General features: G+C 67.2%; 11 protein-coding genes and 1 pseudogene. 2 read left to right on the forward strand and 10 right to left on the reverse strand.

What is annotated here, in order from left to right; translation table 11 throughout:
- Positions 1-7: 7 nt before the first annotated feature.
- Genes KRR26_RS22315 through KRR26_RS22325 form a run of 3 tightly spaced genes read right to left on the reverse strand, consistent with a single transcriptional unit; the run spans position 8 to position 6294 of the window.
- The gene (locus tag KRR26_RS22315; RefSeq protein WP_217080756.1) at positions 8-4897 is read right to left on the reverse strand and encodes an OTU domain-containing protein; all 4890 of its coding nucleotides are present in this window, start codon (positions 4895-4897) and stop codon (positions 8-10) included.
- An 18-nt stretch (positions 4898-4915) separates the two neighbouring features.
- Positions 4916-5881 carry a peptidoglycan-binding domain-containing protein gene (locus KRR26_RS22320; RefSeq protein WP_217080757.1) on the reverse strand — a complete coding sequence of 322 codons (966 nt, stop codon included), beginning with the start codon at positions 5879-5881 and terminating at the stop codon, positions 4916-4918.
- Positions 5882-5895: 14 nt separating this feature from the next.
- A complete protein-coding gene (locus KRR26_RS22325; protein ID WP_217080758.1) occupies positions 5896-6294 on the reverse strand; it encodes a hypothetical protein in 399 nt (132 codons plus the stop codon).
- Positions 6295-6803: 509 nt separating this feature from the next.
- On the opposite strand from KRR26_RS22325, the gene KRR26_RS22330 reads away from it, so the two are divergent.
- Entirely contained in the window at positions 6804-7556 is a 753-nt protein-coding gene (locus tag KRR26_RS22330; RefSeq protein WP_217080759.1) for a cupin domain-containing protein, read from the forward strand.
- A gap of 140 nt (positions 7557-7696) precedes the next feature.
- Entirely contained in the window at positions 7697-8818 is a 1122-nt protein-coding gene (locus KRR26_RS22335) for a sterol desaturase family protein (protein WP_236069005.1), read from the forward strand.
- Between the two features lie 84 nt (positions 8819-8902).
- On the opposite strand, the pseudogene KRR26_RS22340 reads toward KRR26_RS22335, so the two are convergent.
- The 7 genes and pseudogenes from KRR26_RS22340 to hxsC all read right to left on the reverse strand — a co-directional run bounded on the left by KRR26_RS22340 (position 8903) and on the right by hxsC (position 14798).
- Positions 8903-9774, reverse strand: a pseudogene (locus tag KRR26_RS22340) (MFS transporter).
- Positions 9775-9996: 222 nt separating this feature from the next.
- Positions 9997-10551 (reverse strand): peroxiredoxin family protein, encoded by a 555-nt coding sequence (locus tag KRR26_RS22345; RefSeq protein WP_120210746.1) that lies wholly within the window; start codon positions 10549-10551, stop codon positions 9997-9999.
- Positions 10552-10658: 107 nt separating this feature from the next.
- Entirely contained in the window at positions 10659-11024 is a 366-nt protein-coding gene (locus tag KRR26_RS22350; RefSeq protein WP_217080760.1) for an HPF/RaiA family ribosome-associated protein, read from the reverse strand.
- A 205-nt stretch (positions 11025-11229) separates the two neighbouring features.
- The gene (locus KRR26_RS22355) at positions 11230-11604 is read right to left on the reverse strand and encodes an antibiotic biosynthesis monooxygenase family protein (RefSeq protein ID WP_217080761.1); all 375 of its coding nucleotides are present in this window, start codon (positions 11602-11604) and stop codon (positions 11230-11232) included.
- Positions 11605-11645: 41 nt separating this feature from the next.
- Positions 11646-12803: a cytochrome P450 family protein gene (locus KRR26_RS22360; RefSeq protein ID WP_217080762.1), complete on the reverse strand. Its 1158-nt coding sequence runs from the start codon at positions 12801-12803 to the stop codon at positions 11646-11648.
- A 284-nt stretch (positions 12804-13087) separates the two neighbouring features.
- Entirely contained in the window at positions 13088-13738 is a 651-nt protein-coding gene (locus KRR26_RS22365) for an alpha/beta fold hydrolase (protein ID WP_328707188.1), read from the reverse strand.
- 76 nt (positions 13739-13814) lie between these two features.
- Positions 13815-14798 (reverse strand): His-Xaa-Ser system radical SAM maturase HxsC, encoded by a 984-nt coding sequence (gene hxsC / locus KRR26_RS22370; RefSeq protein WP_236069008.1) that lies wholly within the window; start codon positions 14796-14798, stop codon positions 13815-13817.
- Positions 14799-14807: the final 9 nt, after the last annotated feature.

Consider the following 14807-nt stretch of genomic DNA (forward strand, 5'->3'; position numbering starts at 1 on the left):
TCCGACGTCAATCCCGCCGGTCCTCCATGTGCTGCTTCTTATGGGGCCCGTCGTCCTTGACGGAGACCGGGTCGAAGGCGTCCGAGTCCTCGTCGTCCATGACCTCGACCACAAGCTCCGGTTTCGCATTGTCCTGCTGAGAACTGTTCGGAGGGGTGAGGGTCCTCACCTTCTTGATGACTCGCGGTGGCTGCTCTGACCTGGCGTGCGGCTGGGCGTCGTCCTCATCATCCGAGTCAAGGCGATGCTTGCGTTTGTAGTCGGGCCGCAGCGTGGCGCCGAAGCTGTCGTCCGTGTCCATGGGCAAGGACTTCTCGAACTGAATCTCCCCACAGCGTTTGACGAGCTGATCGAGCTGATCGTGCAGGTACTTCAGCGTCTTGGGGGCATGCTGGCCGAGCAGCCCCTTCTGGGTCCCCATCAAGTGCTTGCCATCCGAGTCCAGGGGCAGGACGAGCCGCTGGAACTTCCCGCTCTCGACTTTCTGGCGGAGCACCGCCAGGCCCTTGTCGATCGCGGCCTTGTTCTTCTCGTACTCGGCGTCTGTCATCAGCCCCGTGTCGGCGCTCGTGGCGCCGGGGTGCCACGACGTCCGCAATTCCACGACGTTGTCCGCGGCCCGGAGGCTGGTGCTGGAGCTCGCGTCCACGGACCAGGCGTCACTCATGGATTGCGAGACCTCCTGCACGTAGAGGTCGGTGGGGCGGTGCTTCGCCACGGGCGGTAGGAGCCCCGTCTTCTGGGGGACCATGTGGACCTTCCCCACGTTCGTCTGCGCCCACGTGATGAGGCCGTCGATGCCCTTCTTCAGGTGTGCCCACGTCTGCTGGGCGGAGTTCGCGGGGTTGTTCAGGCCCGCGACCCCGGTGCCGATACCCACGGTCTTGGCCCCGTAATCCCACGGCACGACGAGCGCCGTGTAGGGGCCGTGGAGCAGCTTCGTCTTCGCCTCTTCGAGGTCCTCGTCGATGGCCGCCGTGTTCTTGGCCAGGTCCTTGTCCGTCATACCGACGCCGGGCACCCAACACGTGCGGATTCCGTGGGCGTTCGGGCACATGCGGATGACCGCTTGTGTGTTGGCTTGGAACTGGGGGTTCTTCTTGGACTGGTCGTTCTCTCCAAACAGAAAGAGCGCGTCCGGGTGACGGCCCGGGGTCTGCGCGGTGAAGTACACCGTGTTGTTCCAGAGGCACACCGGCCCCCCCGTGAACGGATCCGTGCCGGCGGTCTTGGGCGGAGCTGTCTCTTGGGGCTTGCTGTCGGAAGGCGGCGCGGAGGACTTCCCCTCGTCTCGCCGGCGGCGCTCACTCAGCGACTCGAACCGAGGCGGAAACTCCACCGCGACGGGTGGCAGCTCGCCCGAGGGTTGCACCGCGACGAAGTGGGTTTGGTCCAGGTTCGCCAGTTGCAGCATCGGCGCGTGCTCATGGCCCTCGGCGCGCGGCACGAAGTCCACGAGGTCGGTTCGGAAGGTGTTGGCGCCCGTGCGGACGTAGAGCTGGATGCGGACCTCGAACAAGTGGGAGGCCGCAGAGAGCGCCACCAGGTCTCCCCAGGCGTGGTCCCTGCTCATGGCCCGGAGATACTGACCCCACGGCGCCATGCCTGGGACGCGTCGGTACGCATGCTCGTTGGGCCAGCCCTCGCGGTGCCAGTCGAGCAGGAGCCCCATGTGCTGTTGGAACTCCGCCACGGACACGGGGCCCACCCGTCCGCCCGCGTCCTGGACCGTTCCCTGAAGAAGATCCTCCAGATGATTGACCACCGCCTGCCGGATGACTCCGTGGTGTTCCTCGGTGCCGAAGAGGAGTTGGGAGAGCGCGAGGAACATGCAGTCCCCGCCCCCTTCGTTCTTCACGAGCCCCATCGGAGTTGGCAAACCCTTCAGGTGACTCTCCAGCGAGGTGCTGGTCGAGGATGCTCCTCCGGTGCCGACCTTTTTCAGGGTCGGCCGCTTCGCCCAGTGCGCACCATCCTCGAAGCCCTCGGCTCGCAGGACGTCGAGCGTCTCCCGCAGCTGCATGGCCTCCGCCACCAGCACCGCGGAAAGTCCATGCTCCGCCTCCGGGACCTTTTGCGCCGCATCCAGGATGGCGCCGAGGTGCTGGGCGGCCTCCTCATTCGTGGCGAAGGAGGCGGCCTGGTATTTCGCGCACAGCGACCGCAGCTGGCTCAGCTCCGTGGACGCGACGGGAATCAGGGCGGGCTCCTCGAGGACCAGCGCATCCTTCCCGCTGTAGACGAGGCGCAGGTTCGAGACGAGGGGCATGTGGTCGCTCAGCTTCTTCGCGGCGGCCATGATCACTTCCCACCGCGCGTCGGCTGAGTTCGACTTCGACACGTCATTGGGCCGCAGCGAAGCGAAGATGCGCTGCGACTCGGGCTTCTGGGCGTCCTCGCGTTGGATGAGTGTCCAGAACGGCTTCAGGTGCTCGGGGAGGCTGTTCCCATGGATGAGGAAGAGGTCCTTCTCCTCCTCGCTGGCGATGGCCATGGGGAACGGGATGACGGACACCGATTGTTGCTCGAGCGTCCACCCATCCGTTGACGGTGAGTACACGAGAATCTTGTCGTATCCACTGGCGCCATATCGCTGCTGTGGCGGAGTAGCGAAGCTCTCGATGTAGCCCAGCAACTCGTCCGCGGCCAACCGGGGCCCCAGCTTGTTCCCTTGGGCCGTCGTCTGGGTCGCGAACATCTCGGGCCGCACGGCCTTGTTGAACAGCGAGCGGAGCGTCTGCTGTGTCCCGTTGCCGAAGTCCCGCGCCTCGTCGACCCGCCAGGAGTTGAACTTGCTCTTGGCGATGGTGGATTGTTGGTCGGCCAGCTCGTACAGGTGGCGTGGATCCACGCTGGGCCCGAGCAGCGTCCCGAAGAACTGGTTGAACGACAGGTTCGGCACGCACGTGTCGATGAGCGGCGTGCCATCGGGGGCGGTGGTGTTCTTGGGTCTCGCGGTGTCGATGTTGAGGTCCGACAGGAGCACCCCCAACGCCTTCGCCTTGCGCTCTTCCTGGCAGTAGCGAAGGAAGGAGGGGAAGTCCTTGCCGCGGGCCTCCTGGTTGCGAACCCCTGGGGCTGGGGGGTGCCACGCGACAATCCCCACCGATGGGGCGCCCTTCACCTGGGCCAGCTTCACCGGAACGCGGATGGGCTCTCTCTTGATGAAGTGACTGTGGACGTCGCGTTCGTCATCGTCCTGCGCGGTCTCCTCGTCTTCGATGTCCTGAAGCTCCATCTTCGAGGAGGTGTCCTCCTCGGTCCGTGACCGCTTCGCCAGGTAGGTGCTGAGATAGACGACGCCTGCTTCGTCCACCTCCACCTTGGATTTGCGCCACAGGACGCCGTAAGCCTCGTCCTGGGTATAGAGCCCCTTGCGCGGCTTGTCGGGGACCGCGTCGGGCCAGGACAGGTAGGGCTCTTCGCCGCGCTCACGACACTGGTTGTTCAACGCATCGCGGATGCGCAGGAACTCGCGCAGGCCAGCGTGGGGCAGGTCCGCGCTGTCTTCCAGCTCGTTCTTCTGCTTGAGGTACTCGGCGTGCTTCTTCTCGTAGACACGCTGGCGGTGCTCGTGGTTCGAGCGTTGGAGGATGAGCTCGAAGGCATTCTCGCGTGCCGCGGAGAGCCCGGCCTTGGACGGCCCCGAGCTCATGAGCGTCTCCAGGAACTGGCGGAAGTATCGCCCTCCGTAGTTCCACAGCTCGTCGGTCGCGAGATCCGACAGCTCATCCAGTCGCTTCTTCTCCTCCGCGTCCTTCTTCTGGTCGTCCGTTGCGTCCTTCTTGGCTGACTTCTGATTCGTGGGATAGCGGGCCATGTAGGGCTCGAGCCAGTCCACGTATCGCTGCTGCTTCAGGAGTGCGACACACTGCTTGCGGAACCGGGCGAGCTTGTCCGCCGTCTTCCCCTTGACGTCCAATGTGGCCACGTCCAGGGGGCCCGAACTCGCGAACTCGGCCATGACGCCGGGCTCACACCGCTTCCACGCCGCGGCGACATCTGCCTCGAGCGCCTGGGTCCGCTCCTGGCCGAGGGCCGAGAGGGCCGGGCTCCATTGCGGATCGGGTGCCTGCTTCGCGGCATCGTCGCCGTCCGGGTCCTGTGCCCCAGGCCAGAAGGCCCACCTCACGCGCGCGGCAAAGAACCTCGCGAGGTCAGTGAGGAGTGCGCCTTCCACCGCCTGCGCGGAGACGCTGTTCAGCTTCAATGGCGCGACGTACTTCGTGACGACCGCATCCAGGATGAGGTTCTTGCCCCGTCGCCCCAGGCTCTGTTGCATGGGCTGAGGAGGCTTGGGTTCGGTCAGCCGCATGCCCCCCTTCTTCTTCAGCTCGAGGATGGTGGCCACGTCGGGGCTGGCCGTGCGGATGATGTGGGCCAGCGCGGAGATGGTCCAATCCTTGCGGACGGGAAGTGTCCCGCTGGGTCCTCCGCCCAGGTCCGCGATGTTCCACAGGAGCACTCGGAGCGGGAAGGACTTGGGCACCACGGGCTTGTCGGCGACGACGGTCTCCTCGCCCAGCGGGGCGCGTCGCTCCTCGACGAGCTTGTCCTCCAGCTCCTCCGTGGGGAACTCCATGGACGCCACGAGCGAGGGACTGGAGGTGGCTCGGTGAATCTCCGCGCTCATCTCCGTCGACGACAGACGATGCAGCTCGGGTTCGAGCAGCTCCTCCAGGGTGGCGTCATAGCTGCCGGCCCTGAGTTCACGGGCGACCTCCTCCGGGCGCAGCTCGTCGTCGTCCCTCAATGCCTCCTCGAAGGTCAGGTCACCCTGGGACGTGTCCGCCTCGTCCCCGCTCGTCGGGATGAGGTCGGCGTTGCAGGTGGTGCACTTCGGCGAGCCCGAGGACTCGTCGATCATGAAGTCGTTGCCGCAATTGGGGCACCGCATGGAGAGCGTCCTCGCCGATTACGAGCGATGCAGCAGACCCAACGCGGCGCACGTCGCATCGTCCGCGTCGCCGCTCGGGGGAATCCCGAGCGCGTACTGGAACCACTCGACCGCGCGGCGGGTCTTCGACCCCAGCTCGCCGCGCTCTCCACCACAGGAGAAGCCCAGGTTCTCCAACCGCTCCTGCAAGCCGTCGGGCTCCGTCGTGGGGCGCAGGGCCGCGAAGCGCAACGTCACCTTGCGCTCGTCTTGCTTCCCCGGCGACACGGTCAGCTCGCCGCGCACGGCGCGCTCTGACAAGACCTCCGCGACACGGCCCGCGGCGTCGGTCATGCCCTCGCGCGCGGGCAGCTCCTCCTCGTCGTCCAGCCACACCTTCAACAGGTAGGGTTGATGCACGCGAGGCCGGTGCGTGCCGTCACGCAGCGTCAACACCAGGGCCAGGGGAATTCCGATGCGGTGGACCACCTGCCGGTAGCCGGTGTCCACCTCCCTCCACTCCCGGGTGAAGGCGCTCACGGCGACGCGTGTGCCCGAGAGGGGAGGGACCTCCGCCGCGAGGGACTGGCCGCTCTGCGCATCCCGCAGACGCGAAGGCTGCACCCCCAGGCGGGCGGCCAGCACGCTCACTGACTCCGTTCCATCGCAGGTCCAGGTGAGGGAGGGCGGCTTCGAGAGTGCCCCCCACGCGGGCGCCTTGCTCCCCTCGCGCTTCGGGAGGGGCAACTGCCCGAGCACGCGCCACAGCGCGGGCTCCACGTCGAGCAGGCGCAGCCGGTAGCGGCCCTCATCCAGTCCCTTGAACACGGCGACGCCGTGCTCATCCGTGCGCAGGCACACGGCCTCGTCCTCGGTGCGCTTGGCCAACTCCAGCGCCACGTTGGCAAGCGGGGTCTCCTGGTCGTCGACGACGACGACCTCTACCTGTCCCGGGCGCTTCTGGAGTGGGCAGGGCGCAACCGCTGGGTCGTTCTGTGCCGTCATAGGGCGTCAGGCATTCAGGTGGAGGTGGGCGGCGGTGCATGGCGGAGCCGGAACGCCTCCGCTCTCTGTCGGTTCATCCGCGCGACGTCCTCTCGGCGGCGACGCTCGGTCAGCACGCGGTGCAGCCGCGCCACCGGGTCTGAGACCGCGGTGTCATCCAGCCAGGCTCGCATCCAGGCATGGGGGCGCTGCGTCTCGAAGTCCGCCCCCAACGCCGAGGCGAGGCCCACGTACCGCCGCACATCGCCCAACTCCAGGATGCCGCGCTCCACCCCCCGCCGCACCACGGGCGCCAGGGTCTCGTGGGTCCAGGCGGGAGTGGCGGTGGTCTCGACCGAAGGGGGCTCCGCGAGCAGCGCCTCGACGCGCTGTTGAACCCTCGCCTCTGTCGTGGCCCGGCGCAACGATGCCATCTGGGATTCGCGGATCCGCAGCAACGTCGACCCCCGCTCTGTTGAAGGAAGACAGAAGTATTCCCCGCCGCGATCGAGGTTGGCAAGGCGGGCAGGGGAGGGATTGCGCTGCACCCCGGCGGGTCATGCCTGTCCCAGCCCCGTGGGGTGCTATCCCGAAGCGCCGTCACCGCGGTGACGCAAAGCCAGCCAGTCTGACCTCGTGGCTCGGCTCGTGCCGCGGGGCGCGAGGCTGGATTCGCGCACGCGTCATGTCTGTCTAAACACTCAGGTGACCTTGCTGGGACTCGACGCGGTCGGTTGGCGCGGGCTTCATCGCTGCTTCCGGCGGAGTGGCTCCGCTGCCACGTATGTGCGGCCCCTGGCCCTCAGGGGGTCGCCGGAGAGCGACAGGCCCGATGCCGCACGCCGCGCGCCGCCCCCTCCCTCGGTTGGCGCGGGACTTGCGAATGGGGTGACGCCCCTTGGACATGCGTGGTCCTGGGGGTGCCCCCCTGAGAGGAGACACCATGAGCCACGGTGCGACGCGTCGAGAGGTCTTGATGTGGGCGTTGGGCAGCCATGCCCTGGTCCGTACACTGTTGGCGCAGGAGGCCCTGGCGGCGCCGGTGCGGACGGAGGTCCAGGCTTGGGCGGCTCGGACCGCTCAGCTGTGCGCGGATGTGAAAGGCCGCAAGCTGGAGCCACGTGAGTGGCAGCGACAGGTCGAGGAGCTCTTCGCCCGAGTCCCGTTGACGGACCTGCTCCGGGCCATCGACTTCAACCAGCTCCGACCCGGAATCTCCTTGCCGGAGGACCGGGCCGACGCGGTGCGCGCGCCGTTCCCCCACGTGGAAGGGATGCCCCGGCAGTTCGGCACGAAGATTTTCGGGATGCAGCAGGGGCGCGCCATCGTGCCGCATGGGCACCAGAACATGGCCTCGATGCACGTGGTGCTCGCGGGAGAGTTTCATCTGCGGCACTTCGAGCGCGTGGATGAGCAGCCCGGACATCTGCTCCTCCGGCCCAGCATCGACCGCACGTCGAGGGCTGGGGACCTCTCCAGCATCTCGGATCAGCGGGACAACGTGCACTGGCTCGTAGCGACGAAGGGACCGGCGTACACGTTCGATCTCATCGTCGTCGGGCTCGAACCGGACCGCGGCTTCGATTGGAGGATGGAGCACGTGGATATTGACGGGGCGGAGCGACGGAAGGACGGCACGCTCCGCGCGCGTCGCATCGACTTCGACGAGGCGATTCGCCTCTATGGCAAACACTGACGCGTGTGAGGCTCCCGCCGGAGGCCGCCGGGCGCTCGGTGTGCCGGTTGCGGGGACGCGTGCGCGAGACGGTGGAGGCCGTGGACAGTTCCTGACGTCCATGTGTTGAATGGACCCTGTTCTCTCTCTGGATACCTCTCTTGGACCTCTCCTTGACTCCCGCCTTGCGCACCGACCTGGGCAAGCGCGCCGGTGTGACCGGCGGCCTGTTGGGCGTGCTGTGTGTATTCGCTGAGTTCTGTTTCTTGTTTCCCCACCTGTTGGTGTCCAATGATAGCCGGGCCCTCTACGCGGAGCACATGGGCCTGTTCCGGGGCATCCTCCAGGCCGCCATCGTCGCCACCTTTGTGCTCGGAGCCCTCAGCGCGGTCACCCTGCGCTCCAAGGCCCATGGCGGAATCGCGATGCTGCTCGCGCTGGTGGCGCTGCTCCTGGGTGGAAGCGAAGTGGAGCCGCTCACCCACGAGCCACGTGCCTTCAGCGCGGGCCTCGACTACTTCGTGCTCGAACTCTTCGTGTTGGGATTGTTGTTCATCCCCATGGAGCGACTCTGGGGCTTGCATCCGCAGCGCATCTTCCGCGAGGGCTGGCAGACGGACCTCAAGCACTTCTTCGTCAGCCACGTGGGCGTGCAGCTCATCTCCTTCGCGGTGCTGATCCCCGTGCAGGTCTTCCTGTCCTGGGCCGTGCGCGCGGACTTCCAGGCCCACGTGGCGGCCCAGCCCGTGTGGCTACAGGTCTTCGAGATTCTCTTCGTGGTGGACCTGGTGAGCTACTGGGTGCACCGCGCCTTTCACCAGGTGCCTTGGATGTGGAGGTTCCACGCGATCCACCACTCCAGCTTGCAGATGGACTGGCTGGCCAGCTCGCGCTCACATCTGGTGGACGTGCTCATCAACCGGGTGGCGGGGTTCGTGCCGGCGTTCCTCCTGGGGTTCAGCCCTTCCGCCATCTATGGGTACCTGGTCTTCGTCTCGTTCCACGCGGTCTACATTCACGCCAACGTGAGCCACCGCTGGCCCTACTTGCGCTGGGTGTTCGCGACGCCTGAGTTCCACCACTGGCACCACACCTCGGACGAGGAGGGCATCGACAAGAACTTCGCGGTCTTCCTCTCGTTCATCGACGTCATCTTCGGCACCTCGCACCTCCCCGCGCACTGGCCCTCGCGGTATGGGACGACGAAGTTCCAGCCGCCGGAGACCTACCTGGGGCAGCTCGCCTATCCGTTCCAGCGGCACGAGGAGACGCCCTACGGGTAGTCCCGCCGCGCTCGTCGTCGAAGTCACGGAGAGGTGTGCCGCGCCGGGAGACGGACGATGCTTCCGGCGCGGCGGTGCCCGGGCCTAGGCGTGCGTCTCGGGCTGTTGTTCGGCCGCCTGGGGCTGGGGTCGCAGGTTCGCCAGGGCGCTCAGCGTCACGGTGGGCAGGAGGGTGGCGTAGCCCACCAGCGGCCACGCCGTGTCGCCGTCGAGCAGGGCGACCATCCGCGTGCCCACGGTCACCACGATGAGGCTCTGGATGCAGAAGTAGATCGCGACCGCCGTGCCCGCCCTGTCACCAAAGGACTGGAGTGCACCATTGGCGGTGACGGAAGCGATGACTCACATGGGCGCGACGAATGTCCAGAAGGACGGCGCCGCGAGGAACTGCCCCGCGGTGAGCAACGCCGCGCCCAACAGCAGCACCATTCGTCTCGTGCCAGCGGGGCCACGCCTGGAGCACGGCCGCGGTTGCCAGGGCGCCGAGCGTGACGAAGATGGACCGCCAGCCGAGCTGCCTCGCGAGCAGGGCCCCGGCAATCGGGCCCACGGCGGGGACAAAGGCCAGCATGGCGCTGAAGAGGCTGTAGATGACCGCGCTCTCCGGCCGTTGGGCGTAGATGTCACGAACCGTGGCGAACGTGGCGACGAGGGCCGCTGAGGCGCCCAGGGCCTGCAACAGCCGCAGGCCGACGAAGAGCCACGCGTCCGAGACACCGGCGATGAGGAACGAAGTGAGCGCGAACAGCAGCGCGCCCCCCAGCAACACCGGCCGTCGGCCGATGACATCCGAGATGGGGCCGAACACGACTTGTCCCAGCCCGAGGGTGGCCAGGTAGAGGCTCAGCGTGAGCTGGATGACGGAGGATGAAGTTCCGAGCACTCCGGTCATCGCCGGAACGACGGGCAGGTCGATGGCCATGGCCAGCGAGGCCAGGAGGCCGAAGGGGGGCCATCAGCAACAGCGCTGCTGGCACGGCGTACGTCCACGACACGGCTTTCGAATGAGTCACGATGGTATCCGCGCAAAGCGATACAACTGGCGGCCATCTGCCTCTCCACGGGACACGTGATGAGCTGGGACAAGAGGGCCGCGGCAACGAGGGGCGTGTTGCCGCGGCTCACTCATCTGCGGATTTGGTCGTTCCCATCCGATGCACTCCGAAGTGCGTCCGACTCTATAGAATCCACCGCCAGGACAGCCCGAGCAGCGTGGTGTAGCCCACCACCGAGCGCTCGATGCGCCCCTCGGGGGACAGGAAGAAGACCGTGGGGAACATGTTCACGCGCCACGCCTCCTGGAGCGAGTCGTTCCCGAGCAGCACGGGGTAGTCCACCGCGTGCTCCTGCGTGAAGCGCCGCACGGCGGCCACGTCGTCATAGGCCAGCGCGACGGACACGACGTGCGCGGAGTCTCCCGCGAGGCGTCGCAGCTGCGCGAGGTTCGAGGACTCCGCACCGCACACGCCGCACCATGGCGCCCAGAAGGCGAGCACCACGGGCTTGCCGCGCAGCGAGGCGAGCGATACCTGCTCGCCCGAAAGGCTCGTGAGGGTGAAGTCCGGCGCTTGGGTGCCAGCGCCTGGCAGGTGCCGTGTCTGCCAGGCCGCCACCGCGGTGAGGACGAGCGCGACGAGCGCCAGGTCCACGCCCCATCGCACCCACCAGCGCTGTCGCGCCCGAGCCCACGCGGCCCGTACTCGCTCCAGCGCTCCAGTGCCTGCCGTCTGCATGGCGTCTCTCCAGGAAGGGCCCGTGCGCGCTCACGGCCCGCGCATCACGAGCCCATCCTGACATCGGCCGAGGCACCCCGGGGGAATGCTCTCGGAGGAAGTCGGCGTCAGATGGGGTGGGGCAGCTCCTCGGCGGCCCACGGGCCCGTTCTCACGCTCGCGCTGTCCTGGCGGTGCGTGCGCCCCAGGGTCTTGTTCACGGCGTGTCCGGCGCGCTCCAGGGCTCGGTCCACCGCCGAGGCGTAGCTGGCGTCCATCGCCTCCGAGGCGAGCTGGCCCCCGTGCTCCAGGCGCACGGTCACCTTCGCCACCTTGTCCACGCCTCCGCGTGGGCCGTTGATGTCTTCCAAGCGCACCGTCACCTCACGGACCCGGTCGGACAGTCGTCCCATGGCGAAGCGCGCGCGGCGCTCGACGTGGGTGCGAAGGGTCTCGGTGAGGGTGAAGTGTCGGGCTCGGATTTCGATTCGCATCCTCGGCTCCTCTTGGCCCACCATTGGGCCGCCCCTCTCTTCTGTCGGCTGACGACTTCTGGCGCCAATAGGAAAACCACCGGAGATGCTTCGAAAAAACGAAGGTCTCGGGAGGGAATGGGGGCGGCGTCGAGATGTTTGCGGCCCGCCAGAAATCAGGTCCGAGAGACAGGCGGACGCGGGCCGGCGCGCGAGCTTCAGGGCCTCACGTCGAGCGCGCTCCGCTGCCTCCGTGGAAGGTGCGGCTGTCGTTCGGCGCTTCGGCGCGCTCGTGCATTCCGTAGTCGCGCAGCACGTGCGCCACGCGCAGCCGGTAGCCGGCGAACACGCCGGCACGACCGAGGGCCTGTGCCTCGCGGTGCGCCATCGTGTTTCGCCAGGCGAGCACCGCGGCCTCATCGCGAAAGAACGACAACGACAGAAGCTTGTCGGGGTTCGTCAGGCTCTGGAATCGCTCGACCGACACGAAGCCGTCGATCTGCCGCAGCGTGGGCAGCAGCTGCGCGCCCAGGTCGAGGTAGTCGAGGTAGGAGTTCTTCTGTCCCGGTGCTGGTTCGACTTCGAAGATCACGGCGATCATGGTGGCTCCTGGCTGAGTGAATCAGGGGGGGACGGTGGCTTTCACCCGAAGCGAGGCATGCGCGCATTGACTGAAGGCCGATAGGCGAAGCGCCGCGCCAGTGCGGCCGGGCGCACCCCGCGCGCCAGCAGCGAGGTCACCGTGGCGGAAGCCAGGGCCTGCGCCAGTCCGTGGCCCGGACATGCGTGCACACCGGCGCCGAAAGTCCACGGGCGGCCCTCGACATCGGGACGCATCGTGCCAGCGGCTGCCAGCAGCACCAGCACGCCGTCGCCCGCGGCAACCTGCGCGCCACACAACGTCGTATCCTGCGCGATGAAGCGCCGCGTGTTCTGCAACGAAGGGTCTTCACGGGCCACGCGGGCGACCCAGGCTTGGATTCGGTCCAGGGCTTTGTCGGACACGTGGTCCAGCGGCTCGTCTTCACTGACGCCAATGTCCGATGCGGCCCCGTCTTCGCGGGCCAATCGCAGCAGCGTGTTCCCGGCCAGCCCTGCCGTGGCCTCGCAGGTTTGCACGAGCAATCCGACTGCGTTGGCCGTGACCGCTTCTGGCGCGATTCCGAAGGTCGCGGCTGCCTGGCGCAGTGCGGAGAGCGGCCTGTCATCGGGCACGGGAAGTTCGGCCCAGTTCATCAGCGCTTGTGCGGCGTGGGCTCCACGCGCCGTGGCTTCACCGCTCGCCAGTGGCGACTGGGCCGCCGCATAGGTCGCCACCTGGGCCGCGATGCTGTCATCATCCAGTGAGGTGTCCACTGGTAGCCCCAGCAACTTACCCACCGTGAGCACGGGGACGGTGCGCATCCAAGCGTCTACTGAATCGCCTGCCCATGGGGCGTCGTAGGGCAGTCGCGAGGTTAGCGCCAGCGCGTGACGTCTGGCGGCGAACAGGTCGACTGCGTCAAGCCAGGCGGCCAGCAAGCCCTTGAGGTGCGCATGAGCCGGCCCGTCATTCATCCGCACGAGCCGGCCGAACAGCGCTCCGGCAGCGGTGTTGAGCAACCCAGGTGGGACGGGCTGACCCGGTGGGCGCACACGGCAGGCGGGATGTCGCAGCACTTCGGCCACCGCGTCCGGCCCGGCCGCCACCCAAAGTCCGAGCGTGGTGTCCCAGTGGAACGCACGCGTCGCGGCGAGGTGGCGGTAGTACGGGTATGGATCCGGATGCGTGACAGCAGTGATGGGATCGGCGGGGAACATGGCGGGGTCTGCCTCAGCGCGGGCTCGGAGGTCGATGGGACTCCTCAGGTGACGCCTGAGCGATGCGCGCAGAGTGACGCCGTCGCCGCACCCGATGTTTCGGCGCGAAATGAAACGTTGAACGACGCAGCCGCCTGTGACGCACGGCGCCCATCACCGTCGTCGCTGCCTTTCTCTCCTTTGCGCGCACGTGGGCGCAGCCCTCCACCGCCCACGCCTTGGCTGCGCGCGGGAGGTGGGCTCCGGGATGACTCGTCGGGCTCAGCGCGGCATCGATGCGCGCCTCAACCAGGGCTCATGGTTTCGAAGTGCCCCAAGCGGGCCGTGGAGAGCGCTGGCACGACCGCACGAGGGAGTGCGTTCCCCGTCCCGTCAAGGGTCACCAGGGTGGAGCGTGGCAAGGTCTCCGCGAGGACCCGAGCGTAGGACGCGGGATGGGTCGGGTCCTCGGGGGCGGCGATGACGCGCGTCGGGATGGTCACCAGTGGGAGCCCCGCGCCTCGGGCCAGTCCGGAAGGGTCGGCGCGGGCATGGGCTGTCGAAGTGTCGTGGCGCCCGGCATGCGCGATGACGCGCCGTTCGAGTGCACGGAACTCGTCAGCATCAAACGGAATCACGCGGCCGTTGAGTCTGCGCCAGTTCTCGACTCGCCACTCCACCTGCTCATCGAGGCTACCCAGCGACAGGCCCACGCCGTGGGCGCGAGCGACGCCGAGCGAGTCAAGGATGGCCAGGGAATCCTCGGCCATCGGGGCGCGGAGTAGAAGTGTTCCTGCTTGCGAAAAGCGGTAGTTGCCCGATGCGATTGCGTCATTCGCAGACGCACTGCGTCTGGGATATTCCGCGCGAGGCAAATGCATCACGTGCAGCGGTGCGACCAGCACGAGGCTGGAGTGGCTCCAGGAGGAGCCCGGTGCTGCTTCGAACTGGGCCACTTGGCGCCGCGAACGCTGGGCAACCTGCCTGTTCATCGGGCGGACCGCGCCCGTCGCGCAGATGCTCCATCTGGGCTCAGTCCTGGAACGGCTGGATGCCCCGGCTTCTCTTCGCGAGTCCCGAGGCGAAGAATCCGCCGCAGTCCGCCCGGCGAGTGCACCGCTCGCATTCCTCGACGTAGAGGTTCTTCCAGTCGGAGATGCTCTTGCGCGCGAACGAATGCAGCTCGGTGGGCAGGGTGCAGAGTGAGTGGTTGTAGATGGACGTGTCCAGCCCTGCCCGACTGAGTGTTCGGACCGCGGCGATGAGTTGGGCCTGGTAGTCGAGCGGGTCGATCCAGAGCAGGCCAAGGTTCGCCCGGGCAAAACCCATCTGCTCCAGTCCCATCAGCGCCACATGGTCGACGAAGAGCAGGTTGCGCGTGATGAAGTCCGCGAGCTGAGGCAGTCGCGAGTATGTCTGTGCATGGATGACGCAGCGCAATTCCACGCGGACCCGGGCGCGCTTGAGCTGAAGGATGCCCCGGACGGTTTCGTCGAACGCGCCGAGGGCCTGCACGACGTAGTCATGCGCCTCGGGCAGGTCCGAGTAGAGCGGAACGCCCAGCATGAGGTCGGGGTGTTGGACCTTCGCCAAGGCGCGTGCCAACTCGGGGTTCGCGAAGCCGCGGCCATTGGTCAGGAGGTGGACCGAGGTCCGAGGCAGATGGTGCTTCATCCGCTCCAGCAGCTCGATGAGGCGGCCTTTGAGCAGACTGGGCTCGCCTCCCGTGATTCCAAGCTCGCGGGTCTCCGGGGAGATGAGAGGGAGTGTCTCCATCAATTCGTCCACGAGCCAGGAGTCATCCTGCTTGCGGGGGGGCTGGGAGCACATCAAGCAGTTGTTGTCGCAGCGCTCCGTCACCAAGAACGTGTTTGACGGCGAGGTACGGCGGTACAGCGTCGTCAGGGCTCCACGCGTGGGATGGATGCGCACCACGTCCCCTTCCGCGAGGTATCCCAGGTTGGAAGGCAGGACGTAGACGTCCTTCAGGCTTGGGTCCACCCACCCCTCTTCCATCAGGAGGTA

The organism is Citreicoccus inhibens (genome assembly GCF_019039035.1).
GTDB lineage: Bacteria > Myxococcota > Myxococcia > Myxococcales > Myxococcaceae > Citreicoccus > Citreicoccus inhibens.

What these genes read in the sequence shown, in the direction of transcription:
- KRR26_RS22360 (WP_217080762.1), bottom strand. Translation starts at nt 12,803, where the DNA reads ATGTTCCCCGCCGATCCCATCACTGCTGTCACGCATCCGGATCCATAC.
- KRR26_RS22325 (WP_217080758.1), bottom strand. Translation starts at nt 6,294, where the DNA reads ATGGCATCGTTGCGCCGGGCCACGACAGAGGCGAGGGTTCAACAGCGC.
- hxsC (WP_236069008.1), bottom strand. Translation starts at nt 14,798, where the DNA reads ATGGAAGAGGGGTGGGTGGACCCAAGCCTGAAGGACGTCTACGTCCTG.
- KRR26_RS22330 (WP_217080759.1), top strand. Translation starts at nt 6,804, where the DNA reads ATGAGCCACGGTGCGACGCGTCGAGAGGTCTTGATGTGGGCGTTGGGC.
- KRR26_RS22320 (WP_217080757.1), bottom strand. Translation starts at nt 5,881, where the DNA reads ATGACGGCACAGAACGACCCAGCGGTTGCGCCCTGCCCACTCCAGAAG.
- KRR26_RS22350 (WP_217080760.1), bottom strand. Translation starts at nt 11,024, where the DNA reads ATGCGAATCGAAATCCGAGCCCGACACTTCACCCTCACCGAGACCCTT.
- KRR26_RS22315 (WP_217080756.1), bottom strand. Translation starts at nt 4,897, where the DNA reads ATGCGGTGCCCCAATTGCGGCAACGACTTCATGATCGACGAGTCCTCG.
- KRR26_RS22355 (WP_217080761.1), bottom strand. Translation starts at nt 11,604, where the DNA reads ATGATCGCCGTGATCTTCGAAGTCGAACCAGCACCGGGACAGAAGAAC.
- KRR26_RS22345 (WP_120210746.1), bottom strand. Translation starts at nt 10,551, where the DNA reads ATGCAGACGGCAGGCACTGGAGCGCTGGAGCGAGTACGGGCCGCGTGG.